General features: G+C 67.6%; 15 protein-coding genes and 1 pseudogene. 4 read left to right on the forward strand and 12 right to left on the reverse strand.

From position 1 onward, the window contains the following. Window positions 1-426, forward strand: a pseudogene (locus LJE69_RS04900) (Uma2 family endonuclease); the annotation flags it as partial. Between the two features lie 171 nt (window positions 427-597). On the opposite strand, the gene ubiB reads toward LJE69_RS04900, so the two are convergent. From ubiB to LJE69_RS04950, 10 genes are all read right to left on the reverse strand, one after another. Further along, a complete protein-coding gene (gene ubiB / locus LJE69_RS04905; RefSeq protein WP_296922076.1) occupies window positions 598-2,259 on the reverse strand; it encodes a ubiquinone biosynthesis regulatory protein kinase UbiB in 1,662 nt (553 codons plus the stop codon). A 156-nt stretch (window positions 2,260-2,415) separates the two neighbouring features. Continuing rightward, window positions 2,416-3,108 carry an SCP2 sterol-binding domain-containing protein gene (locus LJE69_RS04910; RefSeq protein WP_296922078.1) on the reverse strand — a complete coding sequence of 231 codons (693 nt, stop codon included), beginning with the start codon at window positions 3,106-3,108 and terminating at the stop codon, window positions 2,416-2,418. Further along, on the reverse strand, window positions 3,105-3,851 hold the full coding sequence (ubiE, locus tag LJE69_RS04915) for a bifunctional demethylmenaquinone methyltransferase/2-methoxy-6-polyprenyl-1,4-benzoquinol methylase UbiE (RefSeq protein WP_296922080.1): 747 nt from the start codon (window positions 3,849-3,851) through the stop codon (window positions 3,105-3,107). Before ubiE ends, LJE69_RS04910 begins: the two co-directional genes overlap by 4 nt. A gap of 107 nt (window positions 3,852-3,958) precedes the next feature. Then, window positions 3,959-4,321 (reverse strand): DUF971 domain-containing protein, encoded by a 363-nt coding sequence (locus LJE69_RS04920; protein ID WP_296922081.1) that lies wholly within the window; start codon window positions 4,319-4,321, stop codon window positions 3,959-3,961. 157 nt (window positions 4,322-4,478) lie between these two features. Then, window positions 4,479-4,814, reverse strand: a complete 336-nt coding sequence (locus tag LJE69_RS04925) for a hypothetical protein (protein ID WP_296922083.1) — start codon at window positions 4,812-4,814, stop codon at window positions 4,479-4,481. A gap of 13 nt (window positions 4,815-4,827) precedes the next feature. After that, on the reverse strand, window positions 4,828-5,784 hold the full coding sequence (locus LJE69_RS04930; RefSeq protein ID WP_296922085.1) for a hypothetical protein: 957 nt from the start codon (window positions 5,782-5,784) through the stop codon (window positions 4,828-4,830). A gap of 228 nt (window positions 5,785-6,012) precedes the next feature. Further along, complete coding sequence (hslU, locus tag LJE69_RS04935) at window positions 6,013-7,344, reverse strand: ATP-dependent protease ATPase subunit HslU (protein ID WP_296922087.1); 1,332 nt, start codon at window positions 7,342-7,344, stop codon at window positions 6,013-6,015. Window positions 7,345-7,448: 104 nt separating this feature from the next. Then, window positions 7,449-7,991 carry an ATP-dependent protease subunit HslV gene (gene hslV / locus LJE69_RS04940; protein ID WP_296922089.1) on the reverse strand — a complete coding sequence of 181 codons (543 nt, stop codon included), beginning with the start codon at window positions 7,989-7,991 and terminating at the stop codon, window positions 7,449-7,451. 171 nt (window positions 7,992-8,162) lie between these two features. After that, complete coding sequence (locus LJE69_RS04945; RefSeq protein ID WP_296922090.1) at window positions 8,163-8,681, reverse strand: BLUF domain-containing protein; 519 nt, start codon at window positions 8,679-8,681, stop codon at window positions 8,163-8,165. A 212-nt stretch (window positions 8,682-8,893) separates the two neighbouring features. Further along, on the reverse strand, window positions 8,894-9,508 hold the full coding sequence (locus LJE69_RS04950; protein ID WP_296922093.1) for a fasciclin domain-containing protein: 615 nt from the start codon (window positions 9,506-9,508) through the stop codon (window positions 8,894-8,896). Window positions 9,509-10,020: 512 nt separating this feature from the next. On the opposite strand from LJE69_RS04950, the gene LJE69_RS04955 reads away from it, so the two are divergent. The 3 genes from LJE69_RS04955 to LJE69_RS04965 all read left to right on the forward strand — a co-directional run bounded on the left by LJE69_RS04955 (window position 10,021) and on the right by LJE69_RS04965 (window position 11,133). After that, the gene (locus LJE69_RS04955) at window positions 10,021-10,164 is read left to right on the forward strand and encodes a hypothetical protein (protein WP_296922095.1); all 144 of its coding nucleotides are present in this window, start codon (window positions 10,021-10,023) and stop codon (window positions 10,162-10,164) included. Between the two features lie 130 nt (window positions 10,165-10,294). Continuing rightward, window positions 10,295-10,654 (forward strand): nucleotidyltransferase family protein, encoded by a 360-nt coding sequence (locus LJE69_RS04960; RefSeq protein WP_296922096.1) that lies wholly within the window; start codon window positions 10,295-10,297, stop codon window positions 10,652-10,654. Next, on the forward strand, window positions 10,651-11,133 hold the full coding sequence (locus tag LJE69_RS04965) for a hypothetical protein (protein ID WP_296922098.1): 483 nt from the start codon (window positions 10,651-10,653) through the stop codon (window positions 11,131-11,133). The genes LJE69_RS04960 and LJE69_RS04965 overlap by 4 nt, the downstream gene beginning before the upstream one ends. Before the next feature lie 67 nt (window positions 11,134-11,200). Here the strand turns inward: LJE69_RS04965 and LJE69_RS04970 are convergent, their stop codons facing one another. Both LJE69_RS04970 and xerC read right to left on the reverse strand, forming a co-directional pair. Next, entirely contained in the window at window positions 11,201-11,437 is a 237-nt protein-coding gene (locus LJE69_RS04970) for a glutaredoxin family protein (RefSeq protein WP_296922100.1), read from the reverse strand. Between the two features lie 382 nt (window positions 11,438-11,819). After that, window positions 11,820-12,779, reverse strand: a complete 960-nt coding sequence (xerC, locus tag LJE69_RS04975; RefSeq protein ID WP_296922103.1) for a tyrosine recombinase XerC — start codon at window positions 12,777-12,779, stop codon at window positions 11,820-11,822. Between the last annotated feature and the right edge of the window lie 12 nt (window positions 12,780-12,791).

A 12,791-nucleotide genomic window follows, 5' to 3' on the forward strand; every position in this document is an offset into this window, starting at 1 on the left:
GCGCTGAGCAAGCTGCCGCTGTACGGCGCGGTGGGCATCCCCGAGGTCTGGATCTGGCGCCAGCATGCGCTGGAGATCCACGTGCTCGACCAAGCGCAAGGCACCTATCGGCGCAGCTCCGCGAGCCGCCTGCTGCCCGAGCTGGACGTCGAGTTGCGCGCGGCGCATGTGCAGATGCCGGACCAGTACGACGCGGTGCGCGCGTTCCGGCGGGCGCTTGCGGGGCAGCGGATGACGCCCAGAAGGGGCAGTGCTCGGTCCATGGGAGCGCCGTCCCCGGCGCGATCGATCCGGGCGGCCGGATCGCGCCGGGGACGGCGCTCCCACGTCGGCGAGACTGCGAAAACATTCGGTGTAGCAGTGCTTGTGGGAGCGGCACGCTCGGTGCCGCGACCGGCGCCAAGGCAAGAGACAACGCCCCAATAACCGCCAAGCAGCAGCCAGTCGCGCGGCCGTCGTCGCGCCACAAAAGGCAGTGGCGCTCCCACGCTGCCGGCGCGCCTAGAGCAACCGTTATGGGAGTCGGGTTAGCGCAGCGTAACCCGATGCTGGACGTCCATAAGCCGTTGATGGATCGAGGTTGGCATGCCCCGGGCCTCACCGCTCGGCCGCAAACAGCCCTCGCCAAAACAGCGCGAGGCTCATCAACAGCATGGCGCCCGCCACGGCAGGCAGGAGCCAGGGCAGATCGTTCCAGGGCTCGCCGAACAACAGGAGTGCACTGGCGAAGCCTGCGAGACCGAGGGCCCCGAAGGTGGCCAGCAGCCGGCGGTTGTTGTCGCCGATATGCCTGCGGATGGCCTTCAGGTCGGCGGCGACGCCGTCCGGGGCCACGGTCGCCTGGCGCTCCAGGTGATCGACGATGCGCAGCAGGGCCACCGGTACGTCGGGCAGTTCCTCCGCCAGCGTCGGCCAGTTATGCATGGTGCGCTGGATCAACTGCTTGAGGCCGATCTGCTCGCGCATCCAGCGCTCCATGAACGGCTTCGCGGTGGTCCAGAGATCGAGCTGCGGGTAAAGCTGGCGGCCCAGGCCCTCGATGTGGATCAGAGTCTTCTCCAGCAGCACGAGTTGAGGCTGGATCTCCATGTCGAAGCGCCGCGCGGTCTGGAACAGGTTCACCAGGAAGTTGCCGAAGCTGATCTCCGCGATGGGCTTCTCGAAGATGGGCTCGCAGACCGTGCGGATGGCGGACTCGAATTCCTCCACCCGGGTGCCCGGCGGCACCCAGCCGGACTCCAGGTGCAACTCCGCGACGCGGCGGTAATCGCGGCGGAAGAAGGCCAGCAGGTTCTCCGCCAGGTAGCGCTGGTCCTCCTTGGTCAGCGTGCCGACGATGCCGAAGTCCACCGAGATGTAGCGCCCGGACGGCTCCACGAAGATGTTGCCCGGATGCATATCGGCGTGGAAGAAGTTGTCGCGGAACACCTGGGTGAAGAAGATCTCCACGCCGCGGGTGCCGAGCCGGCGCATGCTGATGCCCTGCGCCTTGAGCTCGTCGACGCGCGACACCGGCGTGCCGTAGATGCGCTCCATCACCATGACGTTGGTGCGCGTCCAGTCCCAGTACACCTCCGGGATGTACAGGTCCTGGCTGTGCTTGAAGTTGCGCCGCAGTTGCGAGGCGTTGGCCGCCTCGCGCTGAAGGTTCAGCTCGTCGAGGATGGTCTTCTCGTATTCCCGCACCACCTCCACCGGCCGCAGCCGGCGGCCGTCCGGCCAGTAGCGCTGGGCGAGGCCGGCGAAGATGAACATCAGCTCCACATCGCGACGGATCACTTTGTCGATGCCGGGGCGCAGCACCTTGACGATGATCTCGCGCCCGTCCTTGAGCTGCGCGGTGTGCACCTGGGCGACGGACGCGGACGCCAGCGGCGTCTCGTCGAAGGCGTCCAGCACGTCCTCCACCGGTCGGCCCCAGGCCTTCTCGATGAGGCCGCGCGCCGCGGGGCCCGGAAAGGGCGGCACCCGATCCTGTAGCTTGGCCAGCTCTTCGGCGAGCTCCGGCGGCAGCAGGTCCACCCGGGTGGATAGGAGCTGGCCAAACTTGATGAAGATGGGCCCCAGTTCCTCCAGCGCCAGGCGCACCCGCACCGGATAGGCGGGCAGGTCGCGCTTGACCCAGTTCCAGGGCGCGAGCCGCACCAGGAAGCCGAGCGGGCGCAGCGGCGGGATCGACACCACCACCTCGTCCAGCCCGTGCTTGAGCAGCACCAGGTTGATGTGCAACAGGCGCAGCGCCTGCGGGATGCGAAGCATGGTCTGGGCGGGGTTCCTTGGGGTGCGGGCTAGGTGGGAAGGAGAGACGCTCAGGGGGTGGCGTCGGCGATGGATATCGGCTCGGGGGCCGCGTGTCGCGAAGGTCAGGTCACGGCGCGACAGCGGCCGAATGCGGCGCAGCGGCGCCGGCGGGCATCACCGCGCCCGCTCCAGCCGCTCCACGCGCGCGGCAAGCCGCTCCACGTCGTCACGCAGGGTATCGACCGCGGCCAGGAAGTCCGCCAGCTCGTGCCGGCTCGGCAGCACGGCGGCCTCCTCCTGCAGATACTCCCGCAGGTTCTGCCGCGCGATGGTGCCGCTGCGCCCGGCCCAGCGCTCACCGGCGCGGGCGCGGCTCGTGAGGTGGTGCGCCAGCGTATCGCCGAGGAGCTTGGAGAGCTGCTCCTCCCAGTCGATGTCGAGATCGCGGAAGACCTCGCCCAGCACCTGCGCCAGGTGGTTGTCGCCGTCGATCTGCACCGCGCCGGCAAAGACCGCGTCTTCGCGGTGCTCTGCCAGCACCATCGCCAGCAATGCCACCGGACTGCCGCGTACGATGCAGTCGGGCGCCGCCTCATAGCTGCCGAAGAGGAACAGCCTGCCCTCGCCGGGCACGACGTAGATGCGGGTGCCGAAGCCCGTCAGCTCCACCAGGAGCACCCGGCCGTGCACCGGCGCGAGCCGGGCGATACTCTCCGGGTCCAGCGCCAGCACGTGGTTGACCATCGCCTCGGCGGCGGCCAGCACAGCGTCCGGCAGCTGGACGCCGCTGGCATCGCTCGGGCCGGACGCGCTGTCGGTGGCGAGGCCCGTGTCGGAACTGGTATCGGAACCGGGATAAGCCGTCATAGCTTGTAGCCCCGATGGATGGCGACGATGCCGCCGGTGTGGTTCTCGTAGCCGGCGCGCTCGAAGCCCGCCTGCTCCATCATGCCGAGCAGGGTCTCCTGGTCCGGGTGCATGCGGATGGACTCCGCCAGGTAGCGGTAGCTGGCGGAGTCGCCGGCGACGAATCGGCCCAGCGTCGGCAGCACCGCAAAGGAGTAGGCGTCGTAGGCCTTGGCCAGCGGCTTGGTGGTGGGGTGCGAGAACTCCAACACCAACGCGCGGCCGCCCGGGCGCAGCACGCGGAACATCTCGTTCAGCGCCAGCTGCTTGTGGGTGACATTGCGCAGCCCGAAACCGATGGTGATGCAGTCGAAGCTGTCGCTGGCGAAGGGCAGTGCCTCTGCGTTGGCGAGCACGAAGTCCAGGTTGCCGACGATGCCGGTGTTCACCAGCCGCTCGCGCCCCTGGCGCAGCATGGCCGCGTTGATGTCGGACATGATCACCCGGCCCTGGGCGCCGACGATGCGCGCGAAGCGCTCGGCGAGATCGCCGGTGCCGGCGGCGAGGTCGAGCACCTGCTGGCCGCGGCGCACGCCGGCCAGCTCCACGGCGCGGCGCTTCCACAACCGATGGATGCCGAGCGACATCAGGTCGTTCATCAGATCGTAGCGGCTCGCTACGGAGTCGAACACCGCCCGCACCCGGTTCTGCTTCTCGGCAACGGGCACCTCTTCGTAGCCGAAATGGGTCTTGTCGTCGGTCATGGGCGGTACTTCTTGGATAGGAGTGGCGGGCTATTGTAACCGCATGGAAGAAGGGCCGAGGGCCGAGTGCTGAGCGCCGCTCCCGGCCTTCGGCCCTTGGCCCTTCTTCAAGATGGTCGTTCTTTGCGCGTGTACCCGGCCTTCTCCAGCTCGGCGAGGTAGTCGGCCCAGAGCCCCTCCTGGTTCCTGCCGAGACCGTAGAGGTACTCCCAGGAGTAGATGCCGGTGTTGTGCTCGTCGTCGAAGTGCAGGCACACGGCATAGTTGCCGACGGGCTCGATCTTGTCGATATTCACGAACTCCTTGCCGGTCTGCAGCACCCGCTGGCCGGGGCCGTGCCCCTGCACCTCGGCGGACGGGGAATAAACCCGCAGCAGCTCCACGGGCAGCGTGAAGTGGGCGCCGTCGTCGAAGGTGATTTCCAGCACCCGCGAGTTGCGGTGCAGGTTGAATTCGGTTGGGGTGGGCATGTCAGGCTCCTGTCGTGTGTCGCGACGGCCGGCAGCGGCCGCGGCGGCGGTTGTAGTTGGGCTGCTGCGGAATTGGGCGAGGGACCGCCGGAGTTCAACCACGCCGGCACGAACCGCCCCCGGAGGATGCGTCACGAGGATGCGTCACGAGAATGCGTCAGGGGGCAAGCCGCCGCACTTGGCGGGTGTCCAGGTCGACCTCGAACCGTTCACCGCGCTCGTTTTTCACCGTTAGGGCGCTCCTGAACCAGCGGCTGTCGATGTCGGTGATCAGTATGTCTCGCTTGTCGGCCTCCAGGTCGGCGTCATAGGGGACGTCGTAGACCTTCAACAGCCAAAGTTCCTCGCCGGTGGACAGCCGCGTGGCGAGCAGGTAGCCGCCGTTCTGACCCAGGCCGCGCTCTTTGCCCCAGCGCAGGGCCTGGTAACGGATGCCGTTGCGCGTGACCGATGGTGGCCCGCCCAAGCCCAGGAAGCGCTTTTTTTCCACCACGGCCGATGCGCGATCAACCCCGCCCACGTCGGGCTGGGCAGCGCTCCGCGGCGGCCAGACGCAAGCCACGCACACCATGCCGAGTAGTGCCACGGCCGCGCGATCCGCGCCGCGTGCACGGCTGCGCCCGCCGCCGCTGACGGCTGCCGTCATCGAACCAGCGTTTGAACGTGGTGGTCGTGGCCGCATCCGGACTACCCAGTTTGGTGGCCGCATATTCGGCACTCAGCTTGGCCTGGTGCAGCGCCGCGCACATCGTCTTGCGGTTGCTCGCGCTGTAGACCTCCGATTCGTTGGCCAGCTTGTGCGCGAGATCCTTCTCGGTGCCGCGGATCTCGTCGAACACCCATCGGGAGTAAGCCTTTGGCGGCGACAGGATCCACACGCTCTGGGCACCGGATTTCTCTGCCCGATACAGATGCTTGAGCATCTTGATGGCGGCGCAACGCTCGCTCAGGCCAGCCGGCCCGGCTTCCTTGTTGCCAGCGGCGACGATGGTCTCGCCGACGCCGCCGCCGAAGAAAAAGGCGGCGAAGCGTCCCCGACTGCTGTCGGCGAGCTTCTTGCGCAGTCTGTCCAGGCTCGCCGCATGTGCGGTTTCAGGCCCGCTGGCGCCAAGCAGCGGGGCGATTTGCTGCTTCAGAAATGCCTGCCAGTCCTGTGCGTATCGCGTATCCGTGACAACCACGTCGCGCAGCTTTTCGTATGCCTCGGTGAACGAATCCATCGACATAAGGGTGCCCTCACCTGCGTCCGCTCGAATGAACCGAACTGAATGGGCTGCAACGCGAGGCTTGCCGGCAAGCCGGAGCGCCGGCGTCTCGCCGGCGAGCCGGAGCGTCGGCGTCTCGCCGGCAAGTCGGAGCGCCGGCGTCTCGCCTGCAAGTCGGAGCGCCGGCGTCTCGCCGGCGAGCCGGACCCACGGGTGTTCCGCCCCCGTTGCGAGCGCCTTTGAAAGGACCAGAATCATACTTCGAAGCGCGGGAGACGTGCCCGATCGGCGGCTCGAAGCCGGCGCTCCCAGTGGCCGGCAAGATGCCGGCGCTCCCGGTGGCCGGCAAGATGCCGGCGCTCCCGGTGGCTGGCAGGATGCCGACGCTCCCAGACGCCGGTTGGGCCTCTGGCGCGCGGTGCCAGAGCCAGGCAGCGCAACACCGAATGGCGCCTACGCCAACACAATCCGGCCCTCGGGCCCTCCTCAAAGGATGTACTGCGAGAGGTCCTCGTCCGCCGCCAGCTCGCCCAGGTTCTGGTCCACATAGGCGGCGTTGATCGTCACCGTCACGCGGTCCAGCTCGGAGGCGTTGAAGGAGATGTCCTCCAGCAGGCGCTCCATGACGGTGTGCAGGCGCCGGGCGCCGATGTTCTCGGTGTGCTCGTTGACCTGGTAGGCGATCTCGGCAAGGCGGCGGATGCCGTCGTCGGTGAACTCCAGATTCACGCCTTCGGTGCCGAGCAGGGCGGCGTACTGATCGGTGAGGGACTCGTCGGGCTCGGTGAGGATGCGCACGAAGTCATCGGTGCTGAGTGCGTCGAGCTCCACGCGGATGGGCAGGCGGCCTTGCAGCTCCGGGATCAGGTCGGAGGGCTTGGCGAGCTGGAAGGCGCCGGAGGCGATGAACAGGATGTGATCGGTCTTCACGGCTCCGTGCTTGGTGGATACGGTGCTGCCCTCCACCAGCGGCAGCAGGTCGCGCTGCACGCCCTCGCGGGAGACATCGGCGCCGCCGACGTGCTCGGCACGGCGGGTGACTTTGTCCAGCTCGTCCAGGAAGACGATGCCATTGTTCTCCACGTTGCTGAGCGCGCGGAGCTTCATTTCCTCTTCGTTCACCAGCTTGGCGGCCTCTTCGTCACGCAGGATCTTGCGGGCCTCCCTGACGCGCATGCGCCGACGCCTGGTGCGGTTGGCACCGAGATTCTGAAAGAGCCCCTGAAGCTGGCTCGTCATGTCCTCCATGCCGGGGGGCGCCATGATCTCGACGCCGAGGTTCACGCTCACCTCGATCTCGATCTCCTTGTCGTCCAGCTCGCCGGCGCGCAGCTTGGCGCGGAACTTCTCGCGGGTGCCGCCACCGGCACTGGTGCCGCGGCTGTCCTCTTCGAAGCCCGACGGCTTCGGCAGCAGCGCATCCAGGATGCGCTCCTCGGCGGCGGCCTCGGCCCTGCCGGCGTTGGCCTCCATCTCCTTCTCGCGCTCCATCTTGATGGATATATCGGCGAGATCGCGGACGATGGACTCCACATCGCGGCCAACGTAGCCCACCTCGGTGAACTTGGTGGCCTCGATCTTGATGAAGGGCGCATCCGCCAGCCTCGCGAGCCGGCGGGCGATCTCGGTCTTGCCGACGCCGGTGGGGCCGATCATCAGGATGTTTTTGGGCGTGATCTCGGAGTGCATCGGCTCCGGGATCTGCGCCCGCCGCCAGCGGTTGCGGAGCGCGATGGCCACGGCGCGCTTGGCGGCGTCCTGACCGATGATGTGCTTGTCCAGCTCGGCGACGATGCGCTTGGGTGTGATCTCGGACATGGTTGCCTGCAACGGTGAAGGCCCGGCGCGACGGGCCGCACCGGGCGGGCTGGTGCGTCTGGGTCTCCGCGCGGTCGACTTCGACCGCTGCCCCGGGCGGGGCCTCAGTCGGCGCCCAGTTCCTCCAGCACAAGGTTGTGGTTGGTATAGATGCAGATATCGGCGGCGATGCCCAAGGCCCGCTCGACGATATCGCGGGCCGAGAGCTCGGTATTTTCCAGCAAGGCGCGGGCGGCCGCCTGCGCGAAGCCGCTGCCGGAGCCGATAGACATGAGATCGTGCTCCGGCTCCAGCACATCGCCGGTGCCGGTGAGAATCAGCGATGCATCCAGGTCGGCGACGCAGAGCATGGCCTCCAGCCGCCGCAGCATGCGGTCGGTGCGCCAGTCCTTGGCCAGTTCCACCGCGGCGCGAGTGAGGTTGCCCTGGTGCTTTTCGAGCTTGCCCTCGAAGCGCTCGAACAGCGTGAAGGCGTCCGCCGTGGCCCCGGCAAAGCCGGCGATCACCTGGCCCTTGTAGAGCCGGCGCACCTTGCGGGCGTTGCCCTTCATCACCGTCTGGCCCAGGGAGACCTGCCCGTCACCGCCGATGACGACGGCACCGTTGCGGCGCACGGAGAGGATGGTGGTGCCGTGAAACTGTTCCATTGCTGTCTGCCGAGGCGGTGTGGGCCTGAAGCCGGTCTCTGGGAGGCGGTCTCTGCGTCGCGGTGTTTCGGTGCTGGCCTCCGGCGCCGCGGCCGGACGACCAAACCCTAAATTTTACGCTGATATGACGGCCGCGGCCCAAAGCACAAGGGGCGGCGCCTCCAGCCGCGCTCAGTCTGCCGCCGGCGCCGGCTCCGCCCCGGGGCGGCCGGCCGCATCCACCACCGCGGCGGTGTCGCCCCGATCCTCTTCCCAAGGCTGGTTGCGGCAAATGGCGCGGGCATCGAGCAGCAGTCCGAAAATCTCGTGCAGGCGCTCCGGAATGCGGATGACGCCGTTGGCGGCCCCGTACTTCTGCGACAGCAGGTCACGCGGTTGGCGCGAGAGGTCGAACAGATCCACCAGGTGCATGCACCAGTCGTCGAAGTACCTGGGGCCGATCTGCTCGAAGGCGATCAGCTCCACGTCGTGGTGGCGCGCATCGCGGATGATGCGGTTGAAGAGCTGGTTGACCGGCTTGCACGGCCCCTCCAGCACTTGCAGGAACTGGTCCCCGGACAGCAACAGCAGTCCGGTGATGCCCTGCTTGGCGTTGTGCTCGGCGCTTCTGTGTACCAGTTCACGCAGGTCCTCGTTGGGCATAAAGGACGCGGAGCAGGTACTTCGGTAGATGAGGCGGCAGTCTCCCATGGGCGGGCTCGCGGTGGCGGCGGGTTGCGGCGCCTGACGCTCGTGGCGAGCATCTGGGGTGCGCCCTAAAACCTGACCTTAGCAAAGGCGCCGCGGATTGCAACCACGCCGGCGACCCGCAGAAAAAATCCCCCGGACGCGCGGCGTCCGGAGGATCTTGATGTGCCGCCATGCCCCGAGGGCGGTGGCGGGGGGCGGCAAAGGGACGACGCTTACTGGATCACCCGGTCGATGACGTGCACGACACCATTGGAGGCATATAGCCCTGTCTTGATGACCTGGGCGTTCTGGACACCCACGTGGCCGTTGAAGCGCGCGGAGGGGCCAATCGCAAGCTCACTGCCGTCGAGGGCTTGAACCCTTTCGCTTTGCATCAGATCGGTGGCGGTGTGCCGGCCCGGGACGATGTGCCTCTTCACCAGCGCCGCAAGCGCATCCTTGTCGGACAGCAGGGCCTGTCGCTCGGACTCGGACATCTTCGAGAAGGCGTCGTTGCTCGGCGCGAAGATGGTGTAGTCGCCCGACGCGGCGAGCTCCCGGCTGATGCCGGAACTCTCCAGGGCCTGCTCGAAGCTGCCAAACATGCCGGCGCTTGCCAGAATGTCGGACACGGTCTTGCCGCTCGCGTAGGCCGGCACGCCCTGCACGTCATACTCGCCCAGGATGTCTCGCGGCGCGGCGTTTTCGGCGCCGACGTTGGCCCGCGCGATGGTCTCGGGGCCGGCGTAGCGGGAACCCAGAGACAGCGCCGTCAGCGGGCCGAGGGCCATGGCAAGACCCAGAACGACGGCGGGGGTGTAGTTCACGCTCTTGGTGGATTCGGACATGTCAGTTCACCTCAGGTTGTTGCCAGACAATAGTTGGGCGGAACCGCTGCCGAGGCAGCGGAGCCATCGACAAAACCTGGTCTGCGACCGGGCTGACACGGATCATTGCACCTGAAAAAAGACTTGACAATGAATCCTATGAATACTCCGTGGTTTCTGACCAATTTACTGGGTATTTGGCTTCTGGCAAACCCCAATACGGCCACGAACAGGCCCTGTCCAGGCTTCGAGACCGCCTGATTTGGCAATTCACCAGATTCTGTCGAACCCCCTCAATCCACTCGCCCAGGACGGGCGCCGAGCGCGCCGGCTGGCCCCTGTCGGACTCACCGTGTGAGCCACCCACCCTCCGTCCCCGTCTTTGCGACGCAGAACCTGAACGTCGAGGACGGCAGCACGGCGGAGATGACCACCAGTGCCGATCTCAGCAGCGAGGTCACCGACAGCGGCAGTCAGCGCAATCTCGGTGCTGCACTAAAACCTGGCAAACGAACCTGGCAAACGGCCTGGCCGTGTACGGAGACAATACCGGCGCCGCGATCCTCGACGCCCACGGCTTGGACATCACCGCCCGCGACATCACCGTCGGCAGCCGCGGCTATGTCGGCGAGCTGCATGACGACGGTGACGTCACCGCCGAGCACCCACCGTTTTGATCGACGCGCCGCTCCAGCGGCCCGTGAGGCATGCGGCCGGGTCGCGTGCACCGCCCGGCATGCGGCGCGGAAGCGTCGCAAGCTGCATCACCTCGCTGAAGCGGCGTGGCGATCAAGCTAGAATCTCGGCATGAGCCTACCGATCACCTCTGCCGACACCGCGCGCCACCTGCGCCGCCGCGCCGCGGCCGAGCAGGCGGCGGCGGATGCCCGTGCGGCGCGGTTGCACGGCTTGCTGCCGTTGGCAGTGCATTGCTTGCGGGATGCCTATGGCGCGGAGCGGGTCGTGCTGTTCGGCTCGCTTGCCGTTGGTGACCACCGCGTCAGTAGCGACGTCGACCTGGCCGCGTCTGGTGTGCCGGGCGTGCGCTACTTCTCGGCGCTCGCCGACCTGATGACGATCTTCAACGGACCGGTGGACTTGATCCGGCTGGAAGAGGCGCCGCCGAGCCTCGCCGAGCGTATCGACGCGGAAGGCATCGAGCTGTGATCGCGAAGCTCCAGCGCCTGCGGGCGGAGGTTGCGTTCGATCGGGCCGCGCTGGAACGGCGCGCGCAGGAACTGGCGGGACTTGAGCTCGGACCCAGCGCGGAGGCGGCCGTGTGCGCGCAGGCCGCGGTGGCGCTGCACCACGCCTATGGCTCGGTGGAGAGCATTCTGCTGCGTGTCGCGCGGCAGATCGACGGCGATGTGCCCGGCGGTGGCGAATGGCACCAAGAACTGCTGCATGGCATGGGGCTCGCCGTCGAAGGGATTCGGCCGGCGGTGCTGTCACGGGAGTCCGTGGCCGCGCTGCGGGAGCTGTTATCGTTCCGGCACTTTTTCCGCCATGCCTACGCCGTGGAACTGGAGGCGGACCGCCTCTCGGTGCTGCGCGGGCGCTTGCAGGCGGCGCTGCCACGACTGCTCGCCGAGCTCGGCGAGCTCGACCGGTTGCTTGCCGATGTTGCCGCCAGGGGCAACGCTTGAGCGTGCTCTGCGTGGTCCCACTGCCGGATCTGGCTTCAGAGGCGGCCGGGGTTTCGGCGCCGCGGAGCTAGCCCCGATACAGCCGCCAGAACCGCTTTTCGTCGAAGCCATCGAGACGCGCATCGCCGATCAGCAGCACCGGCACGCCGCGGGCGCCGAGCCGCTCCAGTTCCTTGCGGGCGCGGGGACTCCTGCCCACGTCCATCTCGCGAAAGGCGATGCCCTCACGGTACAGGAAGGCCTTGGCGCGCCTGCAATGGGGGCAATTCGTGCTGCTATAGAAGATGATGCGCTTGGCGGGCATGGTGGTGCTCCAATGTGCCGCGAGCCCGCGAAAACGGCCTTCGCGGAAGCCGACCTCCAGCCAAGACGGACGATGCGCTTCGAGCCCGTGAGAGTATTGCTCGTAACGCCGAAGGCGAGCGGATCGTAGTCGGGTTAGCGGTAGCGTAGCCCGACAATTAACGGCTTACGGACACTCATCGTCGGGTTACGCTGCGCTAACCCGACCTACACCGAATACTTTCACAGTTTCTTCGCCTATCCACTGCTTCGGCAACGTCTCAGATGTTTTTGAACCGTTCCTTGGCTTCTTCGCGGCTTCGCGGCTTCGCGTGCCCCTCTTGTCCCCATCTGCGCGGCTTCGCGGCCCCTTTTTCCCGACTTCGCGTGAGCCCTCGCCGCGCTTAGCGCTTGCGCTTCGCCCGCGGGTGCGCCTTATCGTACACCTGCGCCAAGTGCTGGAAATCCAGATGGGTGTAGATCTGGGTGGTGCTGATGTCCGCGTGGCCCAGCATCTCCTGCACCGCGCGCAGGTCGCCGGAGGACTCCAGCAGGTGGCTGGCGCAGGAGTGGCGCAACAGGTGCGGATGCAGGTTGCGCCCCGCGCCGCGCTGGTCGGCCCATTGCCGCAGCCGCTGCTGCACGGTACGTGGATGGATGCGCGAGCCGCGGCTGCTGACGAAGAGCGCGGGCTCATCCGGACCGGCCAGCAGGCCGCGCACCACGAGCCAGCGCTGGATGGCCGCGAGCGCGGCACTGCCCACCGGCACGCGGCGGGTCTTGGCGCCCTTGCCGACCACGGTGAGGGTGGCGTCGTGCGGGTCGATGTCGCGGGTGTCTACGCTGATCAGCTCCGCGAGCCTGAGCCCCGAGGAGTAGAAAAGCTCCACCATAGCGGTATCGCGCAGGCTGAGCGCGTCGTCGCCACCGCCGGCCTCCGGACCGGCGTCGAGGAGGGCGCCGAGCTGATCCGGGTCGAAGGTGTTGGGCAGCCGGCGCCTGGCTTTGGGCGGGCGTACGGTGCGCGCCGGATTGAGCGTCGCGGCGCCTTCGCGCAGCAGGTACTCAAACAGAGTGCGCAGCGCGGACAGCTCTCGTGCCAGGGTGCGCGCGGAGATGCCGCCGCGGTGGCGGTCGGCGACGTAGCGGCGCACGTGGCCGTCGGTGATGGCGGGCCAATCGCCGATCTTGTGCTCCCGGCGCCAGTCCAGGATGCGGGCAAGGTCCCGGCGGTAGCTGTCGATGGTATGCGGCGACAGGCGCCGCTCGTGGGTCAGGTGATGCAGAAAGGCATCCACCCATGCATCGCCGGTGGCGGCGGGCGCCGTGGCGGTCGCGGGAGATGGCGCGGCGCGGTTCGCCATGCGGGCCTCCGC

Source organism: Thiohalocapsa sp. (assembly GCF_022340605.1).
Lineage (GTDB): Bacteria > Pseudomonadota > Gammaproteobacteria > Chromatiales > Chromatiaceae > Thiohalocapsa.